Source organism: Candidatus Nealsonbacteria bacterium (assembly GCA_026396195.1).
Lineage (GTDB): Bacteria > Patescibacteriota > Minisyncoccia > Minisyncoccales > JAGGXC01 > JAPLXH01.
In genome coordinates this window covers 1-25,300 of record JAPLXH010000006.1, presented here as the reverse complement: position 1 = coordinate 25,300, position 25,300 = coordinate 1, and the positions used below count along the sequence as shown (strand labels likewise).

Below are 25,300 nucleotides of genomic sequence, written 5' to 3'. Positions count from 1 at the left end.
ATTTTGAAATTATGACAGACCCAATTACAGACATGTTTAATCAAATAAGGAACGCGCAAGCCGTCTTACATCCCGAGGTTAAGATTCCTTTTTCTGATTTAAAATATAACATTGCCAAGCTTCTAGAGAGGGAAAATATATTAGGAGAGGTTGAAAAAAGCATTAAAAAAGAAAAAAAGGCGATAAGAATTAAATTAAAATATGAAGGAGATTGTCCCGCCATCTCCAAATTTAAGAGAATTTCAAAGCCGGGACGGAGAGTTTACGTCTCTGTTTCTGAAATAAAAAAAGTCAGAAGCGGATATGGCATATCCGTAATTTCTACTCCCAAGGGGTTAATGACAGGCAAGGAAGCGAGAAAAAATAAAACGGGAGGAGAATTAATGTTTGAAATTTGGTAAAATTTAAAATTATGTCCAGAGTAGGAAAAAAATTCATCACAATCCCTAAGGGCGTTGAGGTAAAAATAGAGAAAGGGAAAATTTTAATAAAAGGCCCCAAAGGTGAACTTTCTCAGGAAATTCGCCGGGAAATTGAAGTTTCCTTGAAAGAGGATAAGCTTTTTATCACTCCGAAAATTAAAATTAAAAAAACCGGCGCTTTTTGGGGAACAACCCGCGCTCTTTTATTTAACATGGTTAAGGGCGTTACTGACGGTTTTGAAAAAAAATTAGAAATCAAAGGAATAGGTTTCAAGGTCAACTTAGAAGGAGAGGATTTGGTTTTGCAGGTAGGATTCAGCCATCCCGTAAAAATGAAAAAAATCGAAGGCATTAAGTTTATTGTAGAAAAAAATATTATTATTGTCTCAGGATTTGACAAGCAATTGGTCGGAGAGACGGCTGCTAAAATAAGGAGAATAAGGCCGCCCGATGCTTATAAAGACAAAGGAATAAGATATTTAGGGGAAGTGATAAAACTGAAAGAAGGCAAGAAAGTAGTTTCTTCCACGGGCGCTTAAATTTGATTAAAAAATATGGCAATTTCAATAAAAAAAGCAAGAATTAAAAGGAAACACAAAAGAATCAGAGCTAAGATTTCCAGAACGGCCCAGGTTCCCCGTCTTTGCGTTTTCAGGTCAGCTAACCACATTTATTGTAATTTGATCGATGATGAAAAAAATCGGGTTATTTTGAGCGCCAAGGATTTTGAAATTAAAAAAACAAAAATCAGCGATAAGGTTGAAAAAAAATCCATTTCTGCTGAAATTGCGGCGGATAAAGAGAATAAAACTGACGGAAAATCCGCACAAAAACCAAAAATTAAGGAAAAAAGAGCTCTCGGTTCGAAAGAAGTTTTGGCTTTTGAGGTCGGAAAATTGATTGCCCAAAAAGCACTGGAAAATAAAATAAAAAAAGTGGTTTTTGACCGGGGCGGATTTGCTTATCACGGCCGAGTCCGATTTTTGGCCGAGGGCGCCCGAGAAGGAGGTTTAGAATTTTAATTAATTTTTTTAATTATGTTCAGAAGAGAAGAAAAAATAAAACAAAAAGACGAATTCGATTCAAAATTATTGGATTTAAGCAGGGTGGAAAGAATGACCGGAGGGGGGCGCCGTCTTAAATTCAGGGCGGTGATGATAGTGGGAGACAGAAAAGGACGAGTCGGGTTGGGCGTCGGCAAAGGGGTTGATGTCGCTCAGTCGATTGAAAAATCGACAAAATTCGCCAAAAAGAATTTAGTCGAAGTTCCGATTGTCAACGGGACCGTTCCTTTTGACGTTGAGGCTAAGTTTGGAGCAGCCAGAATTTTAATCAGGCCTCAAATAAAAGGCCGGGGCTTGGTGGCCGGCGGAGTCGTAAGAACAATTTGCGAGCTGGCCGGGATTCAGGACGTTTCTTCCAAGGTATTGTCAAAATCAAGAAACAAGATTAATAACGCCAAAGCCACTTTGAAGGCCTTTGATAATCTGAAAAAGACCTTCGATAATTTTAAAAACAAAGAAAGTAAAAAATAATTTTATGCAGTTGCATCAATTAAAACCAACTCATTCCAGAAAAGGGAAAAAAAGAATAGGACGGGGAGGAAAAAGAGGAAGTTATTCCGGCAGAGGGGTAAAAGGACAAAACGTCAGAGCAGGGGCAAAATTCAAACCCATTATCAGGGAATTGATAAAAAAATATCCCAAATTAAGGGGTTATCGTTTTAATACAAAAATTAAAAATCTTGTTATAATAAATATCGGGAACTTGCAGAAGAAATTTAAAGAAAACGAAAAAATCACGCCGGAAATTTTAGTTGATAAAAAAATTATCCGCGCCCAAAAAAGAAACATTCCCCAGATTAAAATTTTAGGAAGCGGAGAAATAAAAAAAGTTTTAATTTTTGAAGGCTTCCAGTTTTCTAAAAGCGCTAAAGAAAAAATAGAAAAAGCCGGCGGTTCTATAACTAACTCAAAGTGCAAAACTCAAAATGCAAAACCACAACTTAAAGCCAAAAACTTATAAGAACAGAAAGAAGTTTTTAAGTTTAAAAGCTTTGGTTTTGAACTTTGACCTTTGAGTTTATAATTTAATTTATTATGTGGTTAAAAAACTTTATTCAAATTTTTAAAATTCCAGACCTGAGAAAAAAAATACTTTTTGTTTTGTTTATTTTCGTTGTTTTCAGGATTATGGCCAATATTCCGGTTCCCGGGATAGACAGGGCAAGATTGATAGATTTTTTTGCAAATAATCAAATATTCGGGCTTTTGAACCTTTTTACCGGCGGGGCTTTAAACAAAGTTTCTATCGTGATGCTGGGGTTGGGCCCTTACATCACCGCGACCATTATTTTACAATTGTTGACCATGATTTTTCCTTCTTTTGAAAAAATGTATAAAGAAGAAGGGGAATCGGGCCGGCAAAAATTTAATCAGTACGGCCGGATTTTAACGGTTCCTTTGGCTGCGGTTCAGGGATTTTCAATGCTGGTTTTGTTCCAGCGCCAAGGATTGATTCCTTCCATGTCTCCGAATTTACTTTTAACTTCCGTTTTGACGATAATCGCCGGCAGCGTATTTTTAATGTGGCTGGGAGAGTTAATTTCCGAAAAGGGAATCGGTAACGGCACCTCTCTTTTGATCTTTGCCGGAATTATTGCCGGGATTCCCTCAAATATCAGGCAAATGATATCCGGCGGCGGCGGAGCGTCTGAAATTCCTTCCTATCTTTTGTTTATCGCAGCTTCCCTGATTATTATTTTCGGAGTAGTTTTAGTTAACGAAGCTCGGAGGAATATTCCGGTTTCTTACGCCAAAAGAGTCAGAGGAATGAAACTTTACGGCGGAGTTTCCACTTATTTGCCTTTAAATATTAATCCGGCCGGAGTTATTCCCATAATTTTTGCAATATCCATTATGATGATTCCGGGCATGATATCCGCTTTTTTTGCGGGAGCCGGAAATCAATTTTTATCTAATCTGGCTACGAGTGTCAGCACCTCTCTTCAAAATCCTTGGATTTACGGAATTTTTTATTTTATTTTGGTTTTTCTTTTTACTTTCTTTTATACGGCCGTAACCTTTAACCCTGAAACCATTGCTTCCAATCTTCAGAAAATGGGAGGTTTTATCCCGGGCATCAGGCCGGGAAAAAATACGGCCGACTTTATAAAATATATTTTAAACAGAATATTATTTATCGGCGCTATGTTTTTAGGCACTATTGCTGTTTTACCCTCTATTGTCCAGGGGACAACGGGAGTGCAGTCTTTCAGATTTTTAGTGGGCGGAACTTCTTTGCTGATCGTGGTCAGCGTAGTTCTGGAAACAATGAGGCAAATCAAAGCCCAGTTGAAAATGAGAGAATACGATACTTTTTAGTCTTTAAATTAAAAAAAATGAATAAGAAAATAATTATTATAATGGGACCTCCGGGTTCGGGAAAAGGAACTCAGTCTCAATTGCTTTCTGAAAAATTAAATTTTTATTATTTTGAAACTTCGAAAATTATTGAACAAAACTTTAATAATGCCAAAGAAGGTGAATTCATTGAAGTCGATGGAGAAAAATATGACCTTCTTCACGAAAAGAAATTATTTGCAGAAGGAATTTTATGCACTCCCGTCTTAGTTACTTATTTAGTGAAAGAAAAAATTAAGGAATTGGCAAAAGAAGGAAAGGGAATTGTTTTTTCTGGTTCTCCGCGAACTATTTATGAAGGAGAGCAAATAATGCCTTTTTTAGATGAGTTATACGGAAAAGAAAACATAGAAATAATTTTAATTAAACTTCCGGAAAAAGAATCTATTTTTAGAAATACCCACAGAAGATTCTGTTCTTTGATGCGCCACCCAATTTTATATAGCAAAGAAACCGAAAAGCTAACCAGATGTCCTTTAGATGGTTCAGAATTGGTAGTTAGGATTTTGGACACCACCGAAACAATGAAGATAAGACTTAAAGAATATAAAGAAAGAACTTTGCCTTTGATAGATTACTTTAAAAGAGAAAATTTTATAGCAAAAGAAATTGAAGGCAAGCAAACACCCGAAGAGCTTCACAACGATATTTTAAAAATATTGCAATGATCAAAATAAAAACAAAAGAAGAAATTAGAATAATGGCAGAAGGGGCGAAAATTCTATCAGAAATTATGGGAAAATTAGAAAAAAAAATCAGCCCCGGGATTACCACCAAAGAATTAGACAAGGTCGCTCAAGACCTTGTTTTTAAGTCGGGAGCAAAACCTTCTTTTAAGGGCTATGATGGGTTTCCCGCTTGTCTTTGCGCTTCAATCAACGAACAAATCGTTCATGGCGTTCCATCAGACAGGGAATTGAAAGAAGGGGATATTTTATCTTTGGATTTGGGTATTTTTTACAAAGAATTTCATTCTGATATGGCGCTAACCCTGCCTGTAGGCAAGGTTGATTTTGAAAAGTTGAGATTAATCAGAGTTACTAAAAAATCTTTAAAAATCGGAATTAAGAAAGCTAAACCCGGGAACAAGACGGGCGATATAGAAAATACAATTCAAAGATATGTTGAATCCCAAGGTTTTAACGTGGTGAGAGAACTTTGCGGCCATGGAATCGGCAGGCAACTACACGAGGACCCTCAAATTTTAAATTACGGAAAACGGGGAACAGGTTTTGAGCTTAAAGAAGGCATGGTTTTATGCTTGGAACCAATGGTAACAATGGGTGATTGGCGGATAAAAAGAGGAAAAGACGGTTTTGTCTATGAAACGCTTGACGGCTCCCTTTCCTGCCATTTTGAAAGCGAGATTGCCATAACCCAAAAAGGCAACATTATTTTAACCGATTTCTAAATTATTTTAAATGAACAGGATTTTTTAAAATCGTACGAAAGACGATTTTTGGTTTTTTGATTTTATGCTACAATTAATGAATTATTAAAAAATAATTTAAAATATGTCAAATAATATTTATCTTTCAGTTGTGATACCGGCTTATAACGAAGAAAAAAGATTGCCTAAAACTTTAAAAGACGTTGATTCTTATTTATCAAAGCAAAATTATAATTACGAAATAATTGTGGTTAGTGACGGGTCAAAAGATAAAACAGGGGACAACGTGCGGGGCTTAATGTCTCAGATTAAAAATTTAAAGTTTATTGATAACAAAGAAAATCACGGCAAAGGTTTTGTGACCAGACAGGGAATGCTGGAAGCAAAAGGAAGCTTCAGGGTTTTTATGGATGCCGATAACTCCACTAATATTGATCAGGTTGAAAAAATGTGGCCATTTTTTAAGCAAGGATACGATGTTTTAGTCGGTTCCCGTTCGATAAAGGGAGCTATTTTAGACCCGCCCCAGGGGTTTACCAGAAAATTAACCGGAAATGCTTTCAGGTTGCTCACAGACATATTTACCGGGCTTTGGGATATAGACGATAGCCAATGCGGGTTCAAGGGCTTTACGGCGAAGGCATCCGAGACCATATTTCCAAAATGCAAAATTGACCGATTTTCCTTTGATGCTGAAATTTTGGTTATTGCCAAAAAATTAAAATATAAAATTAAGGAATTTCCGATAACCTGGAAGAATGATTTGGAAAGCAAGGTACAATTTAAAAGCATGGTTAAAATGGGGTTTGACCTGGTTAAGATAAGCATAAATATTATTACCCGAAAGTATGATTAAAAAGATTTTGAAAACAAAACCGAAAAAAACAGAAGTTAGCTTTCCCTCGGAGCTGAGGTTTGACTTGGTGTCCAAAGATTGGGTAGTTATCGCTACCGGCCGGGCAAAAAGACCGGAAATGTTTAAAGAAAAAAAAGAAAGGCCCGAGATATCGCAAAAAATTTGTCCCTTTTGCAATATAGAAAACCAAGAAACCCCCACTTTAATTTATAGCCAAGGAGAAAAAATTACATTAAAAAAAGGGGAAAAAATTCCTTCGAACTGGACGGTGCTATCCATTCCCAACAAGTATCCGGCTTTTATTCCCACCAATGAATTAAATAAGCATATAGAAGGGGGAGTTTATCAAACAATGAATGCTGTCGGTTTTCATGAAATCGTGGTGACCAGAGACCACAAAAAACACATAGCCCAGCTTTCAATAAGCTCCATAAAAGAAGTTTTAAATGTTTACCAGGAAAGATATTTATCTTTAATGAAAGAAAAATTTGTTAATTATGTCTCCGTTTTTCACAATTACGGACCGGGAGCGGGAGCTACGGTTTCCCATCCCCATTCCCAGATTGTAACCACCCCTCTTATTGATGCGGATTTAAGAAACGCCCTTTCAAATTCAGAAAGATATTTTAAAAAACATAAAAAATGCATTTATTGCGTAATGGGAGAATGGGAAAGAAAAAGCAAAAAAAGAGTTATTTTTGAAAACAAAGATTTTTTAGTGGTATGTCCTTTTGCCTCAAAGTCGGCTTTTGAAATAATTATTTCTCCAAAAAAGCACAAATCCAATTTTGAAAAAATTACTGAAGAAGAAAAGTGGCAATTAGCCGAAGCTTTTCAAGTAGCTTTTGGAAAACTGCACAAGGGATTAAATGACCCTGATTATAATTTTTATTTACATACCGCTCCCTGTGATGGTAAGAACTACGAACATTATCACTGGCATTGGACCATGCTACCCAAAACTTCAATTTGGGCAGGGTTTGAAATCGGAACCAGAATGGAAATTTCAACTATTGAACCTGAAAAAGCGGCCGAATATTTGAGAAAACAGTAGCATTCAGAAATTAATTTTTAGGACGCGCTCTGCTTCCCGGTCGGGAACTCCCGCTTCGCGGGAAGTTCTCGCGACCTGCCAGCGAGAAGCAAGCTCAGTTCCTTCCCGATAAATCGGGACTGCGGAAGGTCCATAAAAATCAATTTCTTCATTACAAGAAATTTATATTTTTAATTTTATGATAAAATCTTTAATTGTTGCCAATTGGAAAATGAATCCTTCAAGCTTAGCTAAGGCTAAAGCGCTTTTTGATTCCATTACAAAGGGCGTTGGCGAGATAAAGGAGGACGAGATAGTAATTTGTCCGCCTTATATCTATCTCGCGGATATTGCCGGAGAGCTGGAAAAAAATAAAAATTCTAAATTAAAGTTGGGAGCTCAGGATTGTTTCTGGGAAAAAGAAGGGGCTTTTACCGGTGAAATATCTCCCTCAATGTTAAGGGATTTAGGTTGTAAATATGTAATTTTGGGGCACTCGGAAAGGAGAAAACATTTGAAAGAAAAAAGCTCGATGATTAATAAAAAATTAAAACTGGCCTTGGAAGAAGGATTAAATTGCATTCTTTGCGTCGGCGAAAACGAAAAAGAAAAAAGAAAAGGAGAAATTCAAAAAGTGATCCGACATCAGCTTGAAAAAGGATTGAGTAAAGTTCCAAAGAGCAAAGCGGATAAGATAGTCATAGCTTATGAGCCGGTTTGGGCGATAGGCACCGGAAAATCATGCAAGCCGGTTGAAGCTCAGGTGATAAACTTTATGATTCGCAAAATTCTTACCAGAATTTACGACCGTTCCACGGCTCAAAGCATCCGAATTTTATACGGCGGCAGCGTAGACCGGGAAAAGGCTTCGACTTTTTTAAAAGAAACGGAAATGAAAGGGGTTTTAATCGGCGGAGCATCATTGGATTCCGTTGAATTTATTAAAATCGTGAAGGACGTCGAATCTTTTTGACTTTAATTTTTCTCTTTGCTAATGTTGGATTTATGAGAAACATCACTGAAGGAAATTTTTATAATCCCACTCGGGGGAATCTGACCTTTGAGGGAGCAATTGGAGAAATGGAAAATTGGATAGAAGAAAAACCCGATAAGAAATACGAGATAATCGTCGGTTGCGACTCATCTTCAAAAAAAGAGCCGGATTTTCCGTTAGTAATAGTAATTTTAAGAAAAGGAGAGGGCGGAAGATTTTTCCTTAAAAAAATTAAATATAAAAACAAATTATTTTTTAATCTTCACCAAAGAATTCTTGAAGAAGTTTTGTTGTCCTGCGAACTGGCTTTGGTTTTAAGAGAAAAAATAAAAGAGAAAATTCAAAATCTTTCTTATCAATTTAATTATATTCACGCTGACGTAGGAGAAGGAGGAGCGACCAGGGATATGATAAAAGAAGTAACAGGTTTAATACGGGGAAACGGTTTTGAGCCAAAAATAAAACCGGAATCTTTTGCAGCTTCGGTTGTAGCTGATAGGTTTTCTTAATAAAAAATACTGAAACAAACGCCAGCCGCTTTTTAGCGGTTTTTTTGTTTTTATAGAAGGGAAGGAGAAAAATTGGCAAAGAGGGAGGAGGAAAAATTGAGGCAGGTGAGTGGCCGATTTTATTTTTAACAATTCTTGCGAAAAAAATACTAAAAAGGTAAAATCATATTATGACATCGAACGAACTTCGAAAGAAATTTTTAGATTATTTTAAGAAAAAGAAACACAAAATAGTGCCTTCTTTTTCCCTGATACCCGCCGACCCGACGGTTCTTTTTACTACGGCCGGAATGCAGCAGTTTTCTCCTTATTTGGCCGGAGAAAAGGATGTTTTAAAGGATTTTGGCATCAGGCACTTAACTTCCTGCCAGAAATGTTTTCGGGCTAACGATATCGAAGAAATTGGAGACGATACTCATCATACTTTTTTTGAAATGTTGGGTAATTGGTCAATCGGAGAGGACAAAAAAACAGGATATTTCAAAGAAGGGGCAATAAAATACGCATTAGAATTTGTATTGAAAGAATTAAGATTGAAAAAAGAAAATATTTGGATAACTATTTTTAGGGGAAATAAAGATATTCCCAAGGACGAAGAATCAAAAAAAATTTGGCTGAAACTTGGGATTCCCGAAGAAAGAATAAGAGAATTCGGAGAAGCGGACAATCTGTGGGGTCCGGTGAAAGATATGGGGCCTTGCGGTCCGACATCTGAAATTCATTATGACCGCGGCATGGCATTGGGATGTAAAGATGAAAATTGCGGTCCGAATTGCTTAAAATGTAAAAGAATAATTGAAATTTGGAATTTAGTTTTCATGGAATATAGCAAAGAAAAAGACGGAAGCTTTAAACCCCTGCCTCATCGGAACGTGGATACGGGAGCCGGTTTTGAAAGAATGGCGGCTCTCCTTCAGGGAAAAGATTCGGCTTACGAAACGGATTTATTCTGGCCGATAATTTTGGAGCTGGAAAAAGAATCTTTAAATAAATATGAAGAACAAAAAATTAAATTCAGAATACTGGCGGACCATATCAGGGCCTCGGTTTTTTTAGCCGGCGAAGGAATAATTCCTTCCAATACGGAAAGAGGATATGTTTTACGCAGGATTTTGAGAAGAGCCATAAGGATTGGAAAGCTTTTAAATTTGCCTGATGATTTTTTAGTTAAATCGGCCCGAAAAATAATAGAAATTTATAAAGAGATTTATCCTGAAATCCAATCCAGGCAAGCCGAAATTTTAATTGTTTTGCAAAACGAAGAAGAGCGATTTATCAAGACTTTGGAAAACGGGTTGAAAGAATTTAAATCGCAAACGTCCGGATTAAAAACAAAGTTAATATCCGGAAAAATAGTTTTTGATTTATATCAAAGTTATGGTTTCCCTTTGGAATTGACCAAGGAGCTGGCGAAAGAAGCTAATTTTGAAATAGATGAAAATGGATTTAAGCAAGAGTTTGAAAAACATCAGGCAATTTCCAGGGCCGGAGTGGAAAAGAAATTCGGGGGCTTGGGCAAGGAAGCTACCTTTGAAGCCACTAAGTTTCATACCGCCACCCATCTTTTGCATCAAGCTTTGAGGCAAATACTGGGAGAGCATGTTCAGCAAATGGGTTCGGACATTACTGCCCAAAGATTAAGATTCGATTTTTCCCACCCTAAAAAGATGACTCCCGAAGAAATAAAAAGAGTTGAAGACCTGGTAAATCAAAAAATAAAAGAGGATTTGGAGGTAAAGAGAGAAGAAATGTCCTATCAGGAAGCAATAAATTCGGGAGCTCTGGCTTTTTTCAAAGAAAAATATCCGGACAGAGTTTCGGTTTATTCGGCCGGAATTTTTTCCAAAGAAATTTGCGCGGGACCTCACGTTAAGAGAACGTCGGAAATCGAGATTTTTAAAATTATAAAAGAAGAGTCGGCCGGAGCCGGCATCAGGAGAATCAGGGCGGGCAATTCATAAACACGAAAAAATAATATATAATAATAACAACATGGGAGAAAAGTTTTTTGATATTTTACCTCCGGAAAAAGCCGAAAAAATAAAAAATATTCCGGTTGTCGAAGCTAAAAAAACCCTTCACGCTCAAGAACCGGCAAAAAAAGGCAAAAGAGGAAAATTATTTTTGTTCCTATTTTTAAGCCTGATATTTGTCATTGGCGGTTATTTTTTTGTTTCTTCTAAAATAAAAATTGAAATTTCGCCTAAATTTAAAAACTTTGATTATAAACTTGAAATTGTCGCCGACACCGGCGCTAAAGAGCCGAATTTATCGGTTAAAGTTATTCCGGCATATCTTTTGGAACAGGAAAAATCAGCTTCCCAGTCATTTTTTTCTTCGGGTAAAACTTTAAAAACCGAAAAAGCAAAAGGCATAATCAGGGTTTACAACAACTATGAGCTTTCCCAATCATTAAGGGAAAACACCCGTTTTATGGCGGCTTCCGGCAATGTTTTTTTAACGCCGAAAAAGATAGTAGTTCCGGGGAAGAAAATAGAAAATAACAAAGAAGCTCCCGGCTTCATAGATGTAGACGTGATAGCTTCAGAACCAGGACCGGACTATAATATTGGGCCTGATACTTTTTCTTTGCCGGGTTTGGCAGGAACGATTCTTTATACCAAGCTTTACGGGAAATCTTTTGAGCCGATGAAGGGCGGTTTTACAGGAGAGGCGTCCCAAGTGACCCAGGATGACCTTCAAAAAGCCCAAAACATAGTAGCGGAAAAATTAAAGACGGAAGAGAAAAACGCTATTGATAAAAAAATACAAGAATCAGGGTTTGTTTTATTGGAACAGGCCTTCAGGCAGGAGATAAAAGACGCTTTTTCCCTGACTAAGGCGGGTTTTGAATTTGAAAAATTTAATTTTTCGGGGAAAGTAGAATCAAAAGCTCTGGTATTTAAAAAAGAGGACATGGACAATTTAATTAAAGAATTTTTTAAAGAAAACCTTACGGGAAATGAAAAGCTTTATGAAAAGAGCCTAAAGATTGATTGGAAGCCCAAAACCATAATTTTTCCCGACGCTTCCACCTCCTCTGCGGGTAAAATTATATTGGATGTGGAAATTTCAGCAAAAACTTATTTTGAGATTTTGCAAACGAACCTTAAAAAAGATTTACAAAACAAGGACCTCGCAGGGGCCAAGGGTTTTCTGGGGGGAAAACCCGAAATATCGAGTTTTGAAATAAAATCTTGGCCGTTTTGGATTAAAAAAATGCCCCCAGACTTCAATAAAATTGATTTAAAAATAAACCTTGACTAAATCCAATATTTTTGCTATCTTTAAAGACAGTTTTTAATGGATAAAGAAAACAATAATTTTTATAAAAAACCTAATCAGAAAAGCCGGGTAGAGGGCGTGGTTTCTGAGGCTTTGCCGAGCACTTTTTTTAAGATAAAGTTAAGCGATGGGTCTGAAATTTTAGCCCATCTTTCGGGAAACCTAAGAAGATTCAGAATAAAAATTCTGCCCGGAGACAGAGTATTGGTGGAATTATCTCCTTACGATAAAACACGCGGAAGGATAATCTACCGGAAAAAGTAATTATGAAAGTTCGCGCTTCAGTAAAAAAAATTTGCAAAAAATGCAAAACGGTCCGACGCAAGGGCCGAGTTTATATCATTTGCGAAAATCCTAAACACAAACAAAGACAAGGATAGTTTTTATTTTTAAAAACATATTTTGTTTTTTATTTTATGTTACGTATTGCGGGAATAAATATTCCCGATAACAAACAAATAATAGTTGGATTGACCTATATTTATGGGATAGGGTTGCCTTTCAGTAAAAAGATATTAGCAGAGGCCAATATTAATCCTTCCGTCAAGGGAAAAGACTTAAAAGGAGAGGAGGTCAACTTGCTTAAACAGATTATTGAAAAAAAATATAAAGTCGAGGGTGACCTTAGAAGAGAAAAAATGATGGCAATAAAGAGATTAAAAGATATCGGCTGTTGGCGGGGTATTCGCCACATAAAAAAATTACCGGTAAGAGGACAGAGAACCAAAACCAATACCAGGACCATCAGGGGGAACGTCAGAAAAACAATGGGTTCCGGCAAGAGAAAAGCCGTTGAGCCGACATAAAATTAAACTAATTTATTTAAAAAATGGGCAAAAAAAGAGTTATTAAAGGCGGAAAAGAAGAATTAATAAAAGAAGGAGAAAAAATTGACGAAAAAATAAAAAAGACGGTAAAGATCAAGGAAGCCAAGAGAGTCAGAGAAGGAAAGATTTATATCAGTTCTTCTTACAATAATACAGTTATCACCCTGACTGATTTAAAGGGTAATACTTTGGGTTGGACTTCGGCCGGCAATATCGGCTTTAAGGGGACTAAAAAAGCCACTCCTTTTGCCGCTTCCAAAGTAGCGGGCCGTATTTGTGAAATTGCCCAAAAAATAGGAATGGAAAAGGCTGATATTATAATCAAAGGAGTGGGTTCGGGTCGGGAATCTGCCATCAGGTCTTTAGCTACCCACGGTTTAGACATTAATTCCATAAAAGATTTAACTCCGATTCCTCATAATGGCTGTCGGCCGCCAAAGGTCCGCCGAGTATAAAAATATGAAGAAGACTTCAAAATGTAAAATTTGCAGAAGATTGGGAACCAAACTATTTCTTAAAGGAGACAGGTGTTTTACCACAAAGTGTCCGATGATTAGGCGTCCTTATCCTCCCGGAATGAAAACAAGAATGAACAAGGGCCTTTCCCAATACGGAAGAGAATTTAAAGAAAAGCAAAAATTAAAAAAATGGTACGGCTTAAGAGAGGTTCAGTTTAAAAATTATGTAAAAGATATTTTAAGCAAACGTTCTTCAGTGAAATCTAAAGATTCTCCAACTCTTTTAATTCAAAAATTAGAATCGAGGTTTGATAATGTAATTTTTAAAATGGGGCTGGTCAGTTCCCGAGCTTTTTCCCGCCAGCTGATTTCCCATGGCCATTTTTTAATCAACGGGAAAAAAGTTAACATTCCAAGTTATCATTTAAAGATAGGAGACAAAATTACAGTTTCCGAGAAATCATTAAAAAAGAACGTTTTCAAAAGCGTGCTATCTTCTTTGGATAAAAAAACTCCTCCTTCCTGGATTTTGATTGATCCTAAAAAAGCCGAAGGAACTATAAAATCTTTTCCGTCATTGGAAGAAGTTGCTCCGCCCGTGGAAATATCTTTAATTTTCGAATTTTATTCTCGTTAAAAATAATTTAAAAAATAAAAAAATATGATTCCTTTACCTCAAAAACCAAAAATTATTGAAACTAAAAAAAACTCGGTTGTTTTTGAAATAGAAGACTTGTATCCGGGATACGGAGTTACCATTGGTAACTCTTTGAGACGGGTTTTGCTTTCTTCTTTGGAAGGGGCGGCTATTACCCGGGTTAAAATTAAAGGAGTTCAGCACGAATTTTCAACACTATCCGGAGTTTTGGAAGACGTTCTTCAAATTTGCCAAAATTTGAAACTTTTAAGGTTTAAGGTTTATACCGACGAACCCCAGCAAGCTTTTTTAAAGATAAAAGGCGAAAAAGAGGTGAAAGCGGGTGATTTTGAGCTGCCATCCCAAGTGGAATTGATAAATAAGGATGCTCATTTAGCTACCATTACTTCAAAAAGCACTTCCTTGGAAATGGAAATCCAGATAGAAAAAGGAGTGGGTTATGTTCCGGTAGAACTAAGAGGAAAAGAAAAATTGGGAGTGGGCGAGATTTGCCTGGATGCCATTTTTACTCCGATTAAAACCGTGGCTTTTCACGTTGAGAACATGCGAGTCGGGGACAGAACCGATTTTAACAGATTAAAAATTGAAATTGAAACTGACGGCACCATTACTCCCCAAGAAGCATTATCCAGGGCGGCTAAGATTTTAGTTGAGCATTTCTCTTTGATTCCCGAAGAAGAGAAAAAAGAAAAAGAAGGAAGAAAATCAATCGGCAAAAAAGACGAGAATGTTTTGGAAACGAAAATAGAAGATTTGAAATTATCCACTCGAACAATCAATGCTTTGAGCGCGAATAAAATTAAAACCGTAGGCGGAATTTTAAAAAGAAAACTATCGGAAATAGAAGGACTGGGGGAGAAAGGAATCAAAGAAATTAAAAAGGTTTTAAAAAAGTTAAACATTGAACTGGAAACAGAAGAAAAATAGCATTTTATTGGTATGAAAAAAAGAAAAAAGGGCCGAAAATTCAACAGAGAAACAAGCCAAAGAAAGGCGCTTTTAATCGGGCTCGCAAATAATTTATTTTTGAAAGAAAAAATTAAAACCACCCAGGCCAAAGCCAAAGAGCTTGCCGGTTTTGCTGAAAAATACATAACCAAAGCTAAAGAAATTAATTTGGCAAAAAAAAGATTATTGCTTAGAGATTTATCTTCTAGGGTTGTTGCGAAGTTGGAAAAAGAAATTGCTCCAAGATATAAAACAAGACCGGGCGGTTATACCAGAATTATAAAATTAGGCCGAAGAACCAAATCCGATGGCGCTAAAATGGCGATAATTGAATTAATTAAATAACATGGAAAAAAGAAAAACCCATACAATCGATGCCGATGGCCAGATTTTAGGAAGATTGGCGAGCCAGATAGCGCTTTTGCTTCAAGGGAAAAACAGCCCGAATTATGACCCTTCTCAGGACATGGGAGATATTGTGGTGATTAAAAATATAGAGAAAATTAAGGTTACCGGCAAAAAGTTTGATCAAAAAATATATTATCATTATAGCGGATATCATGGAGGATTGAAGAGAGTTCCTTTCAGCAAATTATTCGAAAAGAGACCTTCAGAAGTTTTAAGGATAGCTGTTTTGGGAATGTTGCCTAAAAATAAACTAAGAGCCAAAAGAATCAAAAGATTAAAATTTACGAAGTAAGTTTATAGCAATAGCATTAAAATTTACGAAGTAAGTTTGTAGCGATAGCATTAAAATTTATAAAGTAGATTTATGCCAAGAATTAAAAAAATTGAAATTAAGAAAACTGAAATAAAAAAGAAACCTAAAGTCAAACCCAAAGAAGAGGATAAATATTTTGAGGCCGTAGGCCGAAGAAAGACGGCCGTGGCCAGAGCTCGGCTTTATGGTAAGGGAGAAAAAGAAATTTTAATTAACGAAAAGCCTTATAAATCTTATTTTCCCGCCTTGAAACTTCAGCAAGTAGTGATAGATGCTTTAGATAAAATGAAATGCTTGGATAAGTTTAGGGCTCAGATTTTGGTAAAGGGCGGTGGAACTCAAGCTCAGGCGGAAGCGGTAAGACACGCTATCTCCCGGGCTTTAGTTTTATTTAATATTGATTTTAAAAAACGCTTAAGAAAGGTGGGATATTTAACCCGCGATCCAAGGATGAGAGAAAGAAAGAAGTTTGGGTTAAAGCGAGCTCGCCGAGCTCCACAGTGGCAAAAAAGATAGAAATCTTTTTTGTCCTGAGCGTAGTCGAAGGGCAGAAACGTTAATCTGCTCGGCAATCAATTTTCAGAGTACCGATAGTTCAAATTTCCAGCGAAATTTGACTATCTAAATTCTCGGTCCGTTACTCCGAATAAATCGGAGACCATGCTAACAGACCTGCGAAATTTACTCTGAAATTTATTGCCTTGCTCAAGATTTGCTAAACAGCTCGCTTATAGAAATAAAAGATTAAAAATTCCATCCGCTTGAAAAAAAGCGGATTTTTTATTTGCCAATTCGGTTTTTTTAAAATAAAATAGGGTATATGTTAAAAGAAATTATTGATAAATTTTATTTGGACGGACAAAGAGATAAAGAACAAAATCATTTTTACGTTACCGATGCCGGCAAGTGTTCCCGTTCGATATTTTTTAAGTTTAAAAACGCCCCCAGAAAAGAAATGGAGGCAAACATTTTAAGATTGTTTGACCACGGAGACGCTATCCACAAACTCATAATGAAGTCATTGGTCAGCACCAGAGATATTCATGTTGTGGCTTCCGAGGTGACAATTCCCCCTCAGGAGATAATTTCCGGCAGAGCGGACGCCATATTGAGCGATGGAAAGGAGCTATACGTTTTGGACATTAAAAGCATGAATAGCATGATTTTCAGGACCTTGGAGAATCCCAAAGAGGAAAATGTTAATCAGATTCAGCTTTATTTGCATTATTTTAAAATTCCAAAAGGCATTTTGCTTTACGTTAATAAAGACAATCAAGAATTAAAAGAATTTTTTGTTTATTACGATAAAAAGTTAGTCGAACCGATTTTAAAAACTCTCGCAAATTTAAAAGAAAAAATAGATTTAAACATTATTCCCGCCAGAATTTCCAGCTATCCCGACAGTTGGCAGTGTAAGTACTGTCAGTTTAAGGACATTTGCAAGATCGGAAAGAGCGACGAGATGGATTGGGAGGAATTTAAAGATAAAATTGAGAAGGAAAGCCAGAAAAAGATTAAAAAATAATAAAAAAAACAGCTTTTTGGCTGTTTTTTGGTTTTAAAATGAAAAAAAGAATTTCTAAAAATTTTTATATTCGACCAACCCTGAAGGTGGCCAAGGACCTTTTAGGAAAGAATTTAATCAGGAAAATCGGAAAAGAAAAATTAATAGGCAAGATAGTTGAAACCGAAGCTTATATCGGTCCCAAAGATAAGGCTTCTCATGCTTATTGTTGGAAAATGACGGAAAGAAACAAGGTTGAGTATTTGGAAGGAGGCCGGATTTATATATACCTTTGCTATGGAATGCACTGGCAACTGAATTTTACAACCCAAAAACAAGGAAAGCCAGAGTGTGTTTTGATTCGAGCGCTGGAGCCTATTTTGAAATACAAAAATTTAAAAGAAATTAAAAATTTGACAACAGGTCCCGGAAAATTGTGCCGGTGGCTAAAACTGGACAAGTCATTTTACGGAGAAGATTTGATAAAATCAAAAAGAATTTGGCTGGAGGGCGGGGGAGAGAAGATGAAAAAAAGCCAGATTATGGCTGCAAGAAGAATCGGCATAGATTATGCCGGCTCTTGGGCTAAAAAACCTTGGAGGTTTTATATAAAGAACAACCCTTTCGTATCAACCCTTAGATAGGTTTTGGCCTTGAAATCAAGGCACTAAATTCCCGAGTGAATACAAACTTCCTTTACTCAAAAGATAAAGGGTTTTATGATTTTGGCTCCAGAAAATTTTAGGATTTTCAAAATTACCTATTTCTACTATATTTATTCTGTCTCTCGGGTCAACTTCCGAAATTTTTATTTTTTCTTCGGTATTAAATATCAGATAATCAGAATTTAACCAAAAAATATCATCTATTTTTTTGGAAAACCGGTTTAAAAAAAGAAATTCTTTTAAAGATTGGTCCGAAAGCCAAATTTCGTAATTATTGGAGAAATAAATATTTTTAGAATCAGGAGAAAACTTTAAGTCTTTGATTGAATTTAATATTTTTTCGAAAATTTTTGTTTCCGGATTAAATAAATAGAGTCCGTTTTTATTATTTAAAAATATTTTTTGATTCGGTAAAATTTTTATTTCGACTTCAAGGCCCTGTTCAACGGGGAATGACTCTTTGTTTAAAATTTCCGAATTATTTCCGGAAAGGTCGGATTTACTTAAAAATCCGTCTTTGTCTAACCAAAAGATATTTCCATTGGAGAGCTGGTAAGATATAACGTTTTCAATAGGCAATTTTGATAAGCTTTTTTGATAGAAATTAGTTTTAAAAAGATTAGTTCCGGTTGAGGTTGTTTTTAAAAAGAAAAGTTCTTGGGAGTTTTGGTTATTAAATAAAATTTCTTTTGGTTTTCCCGAATAATCAAGGGAAAAGATATATTCTTCATTTTCCTTTAAAACATCAATAACAAAATATTTAACCTCTTTTTTAATTTGGGTTTCCAGCAGTATTTTTTTTGAATCTGAGCTCCATTTTAAATCTAAAACTGCAACTCCTTTTTGCTTGAAATATTCAACTTCTTTTAAAAGCAATTTTTCTTCTTTGCTTTCTAAGTTAAAAACGCTTAATTCCCAGGTATTTTCAGTATTTTTTTTCAAAATTATTTTATTTTCATCGGGAGAAAAATAATAATTTTCAATATCAATACCGGGAAGGAAAGCCGAAAAATTATTTTCTTTTGGAAATAATAAGACATTTTTAGCCTCAGTTACCATTTTTTCCTTTACTTCAAGATTTTTTTCCCAATCAGAAAAGCCATTTTTTTTAATTTTGATATTGTATTTTTTGGGCAAAAGATTTTTAATAAAAACTTCCCCGAAAATAAAATCAGTTTTTTTTGTTAATTTATCGTTTATATAAATTTCACAATTTTTTGGCTGGGCCTTGAAAGCAAATCCGCCGGTTTTAATTATTTTTTTTGTTTCAAAATCAAAGCGATATCCTTGGCAGTAAAGAATAACCAATGGGATGGCCAGCACAAAAATAACTCCAAAAATTACAATTAAAATATTTCTTATTCTTTTTTCCATGTTCGTTAATTATAGTTTTTTAAACCTGTTTAGTAAACTTAGCACCTTCAAGTTTTTAAGTTAAGTTTTTTTTAAATCTTAATTTTTTTGCTTACACTGAATTTATTAAAGTGTTTACGCTGAGTTTATCGAAGTGTTTACACTGAATTTGTTGAAGTGATAGAATAAAACAATGACTTATTTCTCTGCATCATATACTGATTTTATAAAGTTCAATAGAAAGCCCAATGAGGACTTTTATTTGATTTCTTCAGTATCTCCAATTTTTACGGTGGCTGACGGAGTAACCCAGGGCCGTTTTGAATCCGGAGCTTACGCTTTTCCGACCGGGGCCAGAGCTGCGGCCCAGATTTTTTGTTATACCAATTTAGAGTTTTTAGAGAAAAACATTGATTTTAAACAAAAAGATAACTTAGGGTTTAATAAGGCTCTTATTGAAAAATCTTTTAATTTAGCAAATCGGCGTATTAAGGAATTGAATATAAACGAGGGAATAAATAAAAAATTAAATTATTTTGATTATGATTGGTTTGACGCAGTAGGAGCGCTGGGCTTTATCCTGGGAAATAATTTATATTACGGGTTTGTGGGCGATTGCGGTTTAGCGATTTTTAACAAAGCGAATCAATTAAAATTTCAAACCAAAGATGAGGTTCAGCCCTTTTTAGAAAAAGCCAAAAAAATTTATAAAAACTGGGGAGAGTTGTCTTTCAAACAAAAATCAATAATCCAGCATAAAGATTTCAGGAATAGCCATTCGGGCCAAGGTTACGGTTCATTTTCCGGGGAAGAGGGGGTTAAAAAATATTATCAAATTGACAGGAAATCGTTGAACGAGGGGGATTTGGTTATCTTTTATTCCGACGGGTTTTCTGACTATTTTAAAGAACCGGTTTTTATTGAAATTTTGAGAAGAAAGGACAAAAAATCTTTAAGCGTTTTAACTCTTGAAAAAGCAAAAAATAATCCTTTAAAATACGGTACGGACAGAACCTTGATTTCCATAAATTTTTGATGTTTTTCATTTTTTAAAAATCAAAAAACAAGCTTGCAAATTTTTTTATTTGCTTTAAAATAAGCTGGCATGTCAGATAAATTTGTTATTTACGGCGGGAAGCCGTTAAGCGGAACAATAGAAATGGCCGGTTCAAAAAACGCAGCGGGTCCCATATTAGCCGCTTCTCTTTTGACCGACGAAGAGGTTATTATAGATAACCTGCCTTTGGTTTCCGATATAGTTAATTTAATAGAAGTTTTAAAAGGCATTGGAGCTGAAATAGAGTGGCTGTCTCCGAGAAAAATCAGAATAAAAGCAAAAAATATAAATTCTCAAAATCTTGATTTTGACAAGATAGCCAAAACCCGGGTTTCGGTTCTTTTAATCGGGCCTTTATTGGCTCGTTTCAGAAATTTTAAAATGGCTCGTCCCGGCGGGGACAAAATAGGAATAAGGCCGATTTATACTCATTTGGAAGCTTTAAAAAAACTGGGAGCTGAAATTTCAATTGAAGGAGATTTTTATCAATTTAAAACAAAAGAACTGAAAGGCGGGGAGGTTGTTTTAAAAGAATTTAGCGTGACAGCTACCGAGAACGTAATGATGGCGGCTGTTTTGGCTCAAGGCAAAACAAGAATCATGGGAGCTGCTTGCGAGCCTCATGTCCAAGATTTAGGAAAAATGCTCATTTTAATGGGGGCTAAAATAGAAGGACTTGGGACTCATACCATAGAAATAGAGGGAGTGGAAAAATTACACGGCATATCTTATAAAATAATTTCGGACCCGATTGAAGCCGGGACTTTTATGATAGCCGGTTGCCTTACTTCGGGCCAAGTTGAGATAAAAAACATAGAGAGCGAACATCTGACTCTTTTCTTGGATAAACTGGAGGAGGCTGGCGTTAATTTTAAAAAAGAATTAAACTCAATAAGCGTGAATTATTCGCCGAATTTAAAAGCAGTAAGGGTTCAGGCCCTGCCTTATCCCGGGTTTCCGACCGACCTTTTGCCTATTTTTGCCGCTTTTTTAACTCAAGCTGAGGGAAAAAGTTTGATTCACGACCCGCTGTATGAAAACCGTTTCAGCCATCTTCAAGAACTAAGAAAAATGGGAGCGGACATTGAAATGGTTGACCCTCATCGGGCAATAATTTTTGGAAAAACATCTTTACAGGGTTTAAAAATTGAAAGCTGGGATATCAGGGCGGGAGCGGCGCTTATTATTGCCGGTTTGGTGGCCCAAGGCAAGACAACCATTGAAAATGTTTTTCAGATTGACCGGGGTTACGAAAAAATAGAAGAAAAACTTCAAAAATTAGGAGCAGACATTAAGCGTATTCGTGCCTAAATTCAAAACGCAAAACTCAAAGCGTAAAATCACAACTTAAAATTTGAAACTAACACAAATTTAAGTTTTGAACTTTGAGCTTTGAATTAATATTATGTTTTCAAAAAAAATTGGAATTGATCTTGGAACTTGTAATTCTTTGGTTTTTATACCTAAAAAAGGAGTAGTTTTGCAGGAGCCCTCAGTGGTTGCTGTTTTTTTAACTGAAAATAAGATTTTGGCAGTAGGAAACGAAGCTAAGGAAATGATTGGCCGAACTCCGGACGCTATTAAGGTTTTTCGGCCTTTAAAAAGCGGGGTAATCGCTGATTATCGGATAACTCAAGTAATGTTAAAGCATTTTATTGACACTGCCCTGGGTCGTTTTCGGCTTTTTAAGCCGGAACTCATGATTTCGGTGCCGGCCGGCATCACTTCCACGGAAAAAAGAGCGGTTATTGAAGCTGGCTTGGCGGCCGGAGCCAGACACGCCTTTGTGGCAAAAGAACCGATTTTAGCCGCTATCGGCGCCGGCATTCCCATTAATTCTTCCTGCGGCCATATGATTGTTGATATAGGCGGCGGGACGTCGGAGGTGGCGGTAATTTCTTTGGGCGGGATAGTTACCTGCAGTTCAGTAAGAGTGGCCGGCGACAGAATGGATGAGGCAATTTCAGATTATATCAGGAAAAAATATAATTTAGCCATCGGAGACCAGACCGCTGAAGAAATAAAAATAAAAATTGGCACTGCTTTGCCCGACCGGGAGAAAAGATATTTGGAAATTAGGGGCAGGGATTTGCTTTCCGGTCTTCCTCAAAATATAAAAATTTCTTCCCATGAAGTTTGCGAGGCGATTGCCAATGTTTTGAACGATATTGTTCAGGTTATAAAAGTTGTTTTAAGAGACACTCCTCCCGAGTTATCCGCCGATATTATGGACAAAGGAATGATTATTTCCGGAGGAGGGGCGTTGTTAAGGAATCTCGACCGTTTGATTTCCCAGCGCACCGGAGTTCCTTGTTTTGTGGCTGAAGATTCTTTGCTTTGCGTTGCGAAGGGCACCGGAGCGGTCTTGGAAAGCTTGGAACTCTATAAAAAATCCATAATGTCTAAAAAATAATCAATGGAGATTCTGGGGCACCATTCTATCTGGAAGTTTTTAAAAAACTCAGCTGAATATGGGAAAGTTTCCCATGCTTATTTGTTTTTTGGCCCGGAAAGAGTGGGGAAAAAAACTATTGCCTTCGAATTTATTAAACTTCTTAATTGCCAGGAAAAAAATTTTAAAAATAAACCCTGCGAAAAATGTCAAAGCTGCAAGGACTTGGAAAGAAAATCTCATCCCGATTTTATTTTAATAGAGCCTCAGCCTGAAAAAAAAGAAATTGAAATTGCTCAAATTAAAAATTTGACTTGGCAATTATCTTTAAAAAAATATTATTCTCCTTTTAAAGCAGCCATAATTGATAGCGCTCATTTGATGAATCAGGAAGCGCAAAATTGTTTATTAAAAACCCTGGAAGAACCCAAGGGCCAGGCAATTATAATTTTAACAACCGCTTTTCCGGAACTGCTTTTGCCGACAATCGTTTCCCGGACAAAAAGAATTAGATTTTCCCGAGTGGCAAAAAAAGAAATGGAAAACTTTTTAAAAAATAAAGAAATCTCAGAAGAAAAAATCAAAAAATTAATTTCAGTCGGCTGGGGAAGGCCCGGCGAGATTATGGATTTTTTAAATAACCCGGAAAAGCTGAAAGTAAGAGAAGAAAGAATAGAAGAATTAAAGAACCTTATTGGTTCTCCATTAAACGTGAGATTCGAATATGCTAAAAAGATTACCCAGGATGCCTGGCAACTGAAAGAAATTTTGGATATTTGGCTGGAATATTTCAGAAACAACCTTTTTTCTTTAGTCGGTTCTTCAGACGAAAAAAAATCATTTTTAAAATTAAAAAAAAATATTAATCTGATTCAGGATATTAATTTTTTACTTTCCAAAACCGAAATAAATCCAACCTTAGCTTTAGAGAACTTATTGTTGGAAATTTAATTTAAAAAATCAAAAAAGTTTTCCACACATCCATTATTTTAAAATCATAAAAATATAGTATAATAAATAAAATGTTTAAAAGGTTGAGTTCGATAAATTTTTTATTAAGAATGAAAGAAAATAAAGGTTTTACCTTAATTGAGTTGTTAGTTGTGATAGCCATAATTGGAATCTTGTCTTCCATTGTTTTAGTTTCTTTGGGCAGCACTAGGGGCAAAGCCAGAGATGCCAGAAGACAATCAGATGTCAGGCAGATGGGCTTAGCTATGGAAATGTATTATGACTCTCACAACAGCGTTTATACAACAACCGACCCTATGACTACAGGGGTTACAAACTTTTTAAGCCCTTTTCCGCAAGATCCAACAGCTGGTAAATCTTATCAGTGGGTAACCAATAGTGGGGCGGCCTGCGGTGGTGCGGCAATTGGCCAATGGTATTGTATTTGGGCGACTACTGAACAGGGGACACAAGCAGGAATGAATATGGTTATTTTTGCCAATCAGAGAGGAACTAAATCAACCAATACAGACGGAGCAACATGGGCAGCAATGACAACAAGGATGAATACTTATTGTTGTTCGTGGTAAAATTAATTAATCCTAGAAAATAATTTTTGAAATTTGCCTCTGTTTTCCAGCAGAGGCAAATTTATGTTATTGTTGATATAACAAAAAATGAGCGTGAAAATTTATAGCACTGCTTAAAAATAAAAAAAGTGTCTTTTAAAAATTAAAAGCACCATTTTTTTCTCGACAAAAAGTTTATATTTTGGTAATATTTTAGTATATGGAATACCAAAAAATTACAGATAAAATAAAGCCGGAACTGGATAAAGCAATTAATTTTTTAGAAAGGGAAATTTCTAAAATAAGGATTAGCGGGATTTCAATAGATTTAATTGAAGACATAGAAGTTGATTGTTTTGGCCAGAAAATGAAGCTAAAACAATTGGCGGCGATTTCTTTTTCCGAGTCCCGCCAGATTATTATTCAGACCTGGGACGATTCTTACATGGAAGCAGTTCAAGGAGCCATTGAAAAAGCCAATATTGGGGTAAAGCCGATTGTGGATAAAAAAATGATTCGTCTTTCTTTGCCGCCCCTAAGCGAAGAATACCGCCAGGACTTGATTAAAATGATTTCAGAGAAAAAAGAAGGAGCTCGCCGGACAGTAAGGCACCTTCGGGACGAAATTTGGAAGGAAATTCAAAACAGCGAAAGAGAAGGCAAGATTTCCGAAGACGATAAATACAGGGCAAAAGACAAGCTTGAAGATTTGGTTTCTGACACCAATAAAAAAATAGAAGAAATAAGTGAAAAAAAGAAAAAAGAAATAACAGCGGGTTAAATAAATTATATGTTTTTAACAATAATCATTGCTTTAATCAGTTTAATGAGTTTATTAGCCATTCATGAGTTTGGCCATTTTATTTTAGCGAAAAAATTTGGAGTTAAAGTGGAGGAATTCGGGTTCGGTTATCCTCCTCGGATTTTCGGAAAAAAAATTGGAGAAACAATATATTCAATTAATCTTATTCCATTTGGCGCTTTTGTTAAGATTTGCGGAGAAGAGGGAGAAGGAAACAAGGAACCTTGGAATTTTTTAGCTAAACCAATTTGGCAAAGAATGTTGATTATATTAGGAGGAGTGGTCAGTTTTTGGATAATAGCTGTAATTATTTTATCTTTCGTTTCGGCTCTGTGGGGGGTACCTACGGGAGTAGATGATGATGAAAAATATGATGCTTTAAATCCAAACATTATAATCTCAGAAGTTTTAAAAGATTCGCCAGCCCAAAAAGCAGGAATAGAGATGGGGGATTCTATCAGAATAATGAAATTTGAAAGTAATG

33 protein-coding genes are annotated in these 25,300 nt (G+C 35.9%); 32 read left to right on the top strand and 1 reads right to left on the bottom strand.

All coding sequences use genetic code 11. The features are described from left to right. Positions 1-11: 11 nt before the first annotated feature. The 25 genes from rpsH (at position 12) to NTU58_01695 (ending at position 17,671) form a co-directional block, all read left to right on the top strand. Positions 12-401, top strand: a complete 390-nt coding sequence (gene rpsH / locus NTU58_01815; GenBank protein ID MCX6764424.1) for a 30S ribosomal protein S8 — start codon at positions 12-14, stop codon at positions 399-401. Between the two features lie 11 nt (positions 402-412). Beyond that, positions 413-961 carry a 50S ribosomal protein L6 gene (gene rplF, locus NTU58_01810; protein MCX6764423.1) on the top strand — a complete coding sequence of 183 codons (549 nt, stop codon included), beginning with the start codon at positions 413-415 and terminating at the stop codon, positions 959-961. 15 nt (positions 962-976) lie between these two features. Next, positions 977-1,444: a 50S ribosomal protein L18 gene (locus tag NTU58_01805; GenBank protein ID MCX6764422.1), complete on the top strand. Its 468-nt coding sequence runs from the start codon at positions 977-979 to the stop codon at positions 1,442-1,444. Between the two features lie 15 nt (positions 1,445-1,459). Continuing rightward, positions 1,460-1,957 carry a 30S ribosomal protein S5 gene (locus tag NTU58_01800; protein MCX6764421.1) on the top strand — a complete coding sequence of 166 codons (498 nt, stop codon included), beginning with the start codon at positions 1,460-1,462 and terminating at the stop codon, positions 1,955-1,957. Positions 1,958-1,961: 4 nt separating this feature from the next. After that, a complete protein-coding gene (gene rplO / locus NTU58_01795; GenBank protein ID MCX6764420.1) occupies positions 1,962-2,447 on the top strand; it encodes a 50S ribosomal protein L15 in 486 nt (161 codons plus the stop codon). Positions 2,448-2,521: 74 nt separating this feature from the next. Beyond that, positions 2,522-3,805, top strand: a complete 1,284-nt coding sequence (secY, locus tag NTU58_01790) for a preprotein translocase subunit SecY (GenBank protein MCX6764419.1) — start codon at positions 2,522-2,524, stop codon at positions 3,803-3,805. 17 nt (positions 3,806-3,822) lie between these two features. After that, positions 3,823-4,512 carry a nucleoside monophosphate kinase gene (locus tag NTU58_01785; GenBank protein MCX6764418.1) on the top strand — a complete coding sequence of 230 codons (690 nt, stop codon included), beginning with the start codon at positions 3,823-3,825 and terminating at the stop codon, positions 4,510-4,512. Continuing rightward, entirely contained in the window at positions 4,509-5,255 is a 747-nt protein-coding gene (gene map, locus NTU58_01780) for a type I methionyl aminopeptidase (protein ID MCX6764417.1), read from the top strand. Before NTU58_01785 ends, map begins: the two co-directional genes overlap by 4 nt. A gap of 103 nt (positions 5,256-5,358) precedes the next feature. Further along, complete coding sequence (locus tag NTU58_01775; protein MCX6764416.1) at positions 5,359-6,090, top strand: glycosyltransferase family 2 protein; 732 nt, start codon at positions 5,359-5,361, stop codon at positions 6,088-6,090. Next, positions 6,083-7,144 carry a DUF4931 domain-containing protein gene (locus NTU58_01770; GenBank protein ID MCX6764415.1) on the top strand — a complete coding sequence of 354 codons (1,062 nt, stop codon included), beginning with the start codon at positions 6,083-6,085 and terminating at the stop codon, positions 7,142-7,144. The genes NTU58_01775 and NTU58_01770 overlap by 8 nt, the downstream gene beginning before the upstream one ends. Positions 7,145-7,322: 178 nt before the next feature. After that, a complete protein-coding gene (gene tpiA, locus NTU58_01765) occupies positions 7,323-8,096 on the top strand; it encodes a triose-phosphate isomerase (protein ID MCX6764414.1) in 774 nt (257 codons plus the stop codon). A 32-nt stretch (positions 8,097-8,128) separates the two neighbouring features. Then, positions 8,129-8,626, top strand: a complete 498-nt coding sequence (locus NTU58_01760) for a hypothetical protein (GenBank protein ID MCX6764413.1) — start codon at positions 8,129-8,131, stop codon at positions 8,624-8,626. Between the two features lie 170 nt (positions 8,627-8,796). Continuing rightward, positions 8,797-10,587 carry an alanine--tRNA ligase gene (locus NTU58_01755; protein ID MCX6764412.1) on the top strand — a complete coding sequence of 597 codons (1,791 nt, stop codon included), beginning with the start codon at positions 8,797-8,799 and terminating at the stop codon, positions 10,585-10,587. Between the two features lie 31 nt (positions 10,588-10,618). Then, positions 10,619-11,893, top strand: coding sequence for a hypothetical protein (locus NTU58_01750; protein ID MCX6764411.1), 1,275 nt, complete (start codon positions 10,619-10,621; stop codon positions 11,891-11,893). 36 nt (positions 11,894-11,929) lie between these two features. Continuing rightward, positions 11,930-12,175, top strand: a complete 246-nt coding sequence (gene infA / locus NTU58_01745) for a translation initiation factor IF-1 (GenBank protein ID MCX6764410.1) — start codon at positions 11,930-11,932, stop codon at positions 12,173-12,175. Between the two features lie 2 nt (positions 12,176-12,177). After that, on the top strand, positions 12,178-12,291 hold the full coding sequence (gene rpmJ / locus NTU58_01740; protein ID MCX6764409.1) for a 50S ribosomal protein L36: 114 nt from the start codon (positions 12,178-12,180) through the stop codon (positions 12,289-12,291). A gap of 36 nt (positions 12,292-12,327) precedes the next feature. Further along, complete coding sequence (gene rpsM, locus NTU58_01735) at positions 12,328-12,717, top strand: 30S ribosomal protein S13 (GenBank protein ID MCX6764408.1); 390 nt, start codon at positions 12,328-12,330, stop codon at positions 12,715-12,717. A gap of 83 nt (positions 12,718-12,800) precedes the next feature. Next, on the top strand, positions 12,801-13,193 hold the full coding sequence (gene rpsK / locus NTU58_01730) for a 30S ribosomal protein S11 (GenBank protein ID MCX6764407.1): 393 nt from the start codon (positions 12,801-12,803) through the stop codon (positions 13,191-13,193). Positions 13,194-13,197: 4 nt separating this feature from the next. Further along, positions 13,198-13,833 carry a 30S ribosomal protein S4 gene (gene rpsD / locus NTU58_01725; protein ID MCX6764406.1) on the top strand — a complete coding sequence of 212 codons (636 nt, stop codon included), beginning with the start codon at positions 13,198-13,200 and terminating at the stop codon, positions 13,831-13,833. A gap of 24 nt (positions 13,834-13,857) precedes the next feature. Continuing rightward, positions 13,858-14,781: a DNA-directed RNA polymerase subunit alpha gene (locus NTU58_01720; protein ID MCX6764405.1), complete on the top strand. Its 924-nt coding sequence runs from the start codon at positions 13,858-13,860 to the stop codon at positions 14,779-14,781. Between the two features lie 12 nt (positions 14,782-14,793). Next, positions 14,794-15,147: a 50S ribosomal protein L17 gene (gene rplQ / locus NTU58_01715; GenBank protein MCX6764404.1), complete on the top strand. Its 354-nt coding sequence runs from the start codon at positions 14,794-14,796 to the stop codon at positions 15,145-15,147. A gap of 1 nt (position 15,148) precedes the next feature. After that, positions 15,149-15,502 (top strand): 50S ribosomal protein L13, encoded by a 354-nt coding sequence (gene rplM, locus NTU58_01710; protein ID MCX6764403.1) that lies wholly within the window; start codon positions 15,149-15,151, stop codon positions 15,500-15,502. Between the two features lie 72 nt (positions 15,503-15,574). Further along, on the top strand, positions 15,575-16,039 hold the full coding sequence (gene rpsI, locus NTU58_01705) for a 30S ribosomal protein S9 (protein MCX6764402.1): 465 nt from the start codon (positions 15,575-15,577) through the stop codon (positions 16,037-16,039). A 304-nt stretch (positions 16,040-16,343) separates the two neighbouring features. Then, on the top strand, positions 16,344-17,048 hold the full coding sequence (locus tag NTU58_01700) for a Dna2/Cas4 domain-containing protein (protein ID MCX6764401.1): 705 nt from the start codon (positions 16,344-16,346) through the stop codon (positions 17,046-17,048). A gap of 38 nt (positions 17,049-17,086) precedes the next feature. Beyond that, positions 17,087-17,671, top strand: coding sequence for a DNA-3-methyladenine glycosylase (locus NTU58_01695; GenBank protein MCX6764400.1), 585 nt, complete (start codon positions 17,087-17,089; stop codon positions 17,669-17,671). 15 nt (positions 17,672-17,686) lie between these two features. On the opposite strand, the gene NTU58_01690 is transcribed toward NTU58_01695, so the two are convergent. Further along, entirely contained in the window at positions 17,687-19,066 is a 1,380-nt protein-coding gene (locus NTU58_01690) for a hypothetical protein (GenBank protein MCX6764399.1), read from the bottom strand. 172 nt (positions 19,067-19,238) lie between these two features. On the opposite strand from NTU58_01690, the gene NTU58_01685 reads away from it, so the two are divergent. From NTU58_01685 to NTU58_01655, 7 genes are all read left to right on the top strand, one after another. Beyond that, positions 19,239-20,081 carry a PP2C family serine/threonine-protein phosphatase gene (locus NTU58_01685; GenBank protein ID MCX6764398.1) on the top strand — a complete coding sequence of 281 codons (843 nt, stop codon included), beginning with the start codon at positions 19,239-19,241 and terminating at the stop codon, positions 20,079-20,081. Positions 20,082-20,150: 69 nt separating this feature from the next. Further along, complete coding sequence (gene murA / locus NTU58_01680; GenBank protein MCX6764397.1) at positions 20,151-21,413, top strand: UDP-N-acetylglucosamine 1-carboxyvinyltransferase; 1,263 nt, start codon at positions 20,151-20,153, stop codon at positions 21,411-21,413. A gap of 94 nt (positions 21,414-21,507) precedes the next feature. Continuing rightward, positions 21,508-22,515: a rod shape-determining protein gene (locus tag NTU58_01675; GenBank protein ID MCX6764396.1), complete on the top strand. Its 1,008-nt coding sequence runs from the start codon at positions 21,508-21,510 to the stop codon at positions 22,513-22,515. A gap of 3 nt (positions 22,516-22,518) precedes the next feature. Continuing rightward, on the top strand, positions 22,519-23,445 hold the full coding sequence (holB, locus tag NTU58_01670) for a DNA polymerase III subunit delta' (GenBank protein ID MCX6764395.1): 927 nt from the start codon (positions 22,519-22,521) through the stop codon (positions 23,443-23,445). A 110-nt stretch (positions 23,446-23,555) separates the two neighbouring features. Beyond that, positions 23,556-24,035 (top strand): type II secretion system protein, encoded by a 480-nt coding sequence (locus NTU58_01665; protein ID MCX6764394.1) that lies wholly within the window; start codon positions 23,556-23,558, stop codon positions 24,033-24,035. Positions 24,036-24,234: 199 nt separating this feature from the next. Next, complete coding sequence (locus tag NTU58_01660) at positions 24,235-24,795, top strand: ribosome-recycling factor (protein MCX6764393.1); 561 nt, start codon at positions 24,235-24,237, stop codon at positions 24,793-24,795. A 9-nt stretch (positions 24,796-24,804) separates the two neighbouring features. Further along, a partial coding sequence (locus tag NTU58_01655; GenBank protein ID MCX6764392.1) for a site-2 protease family protein occupies positions 24,805-25,300 on the top strand: 496 nt, incomplete at its 3' end.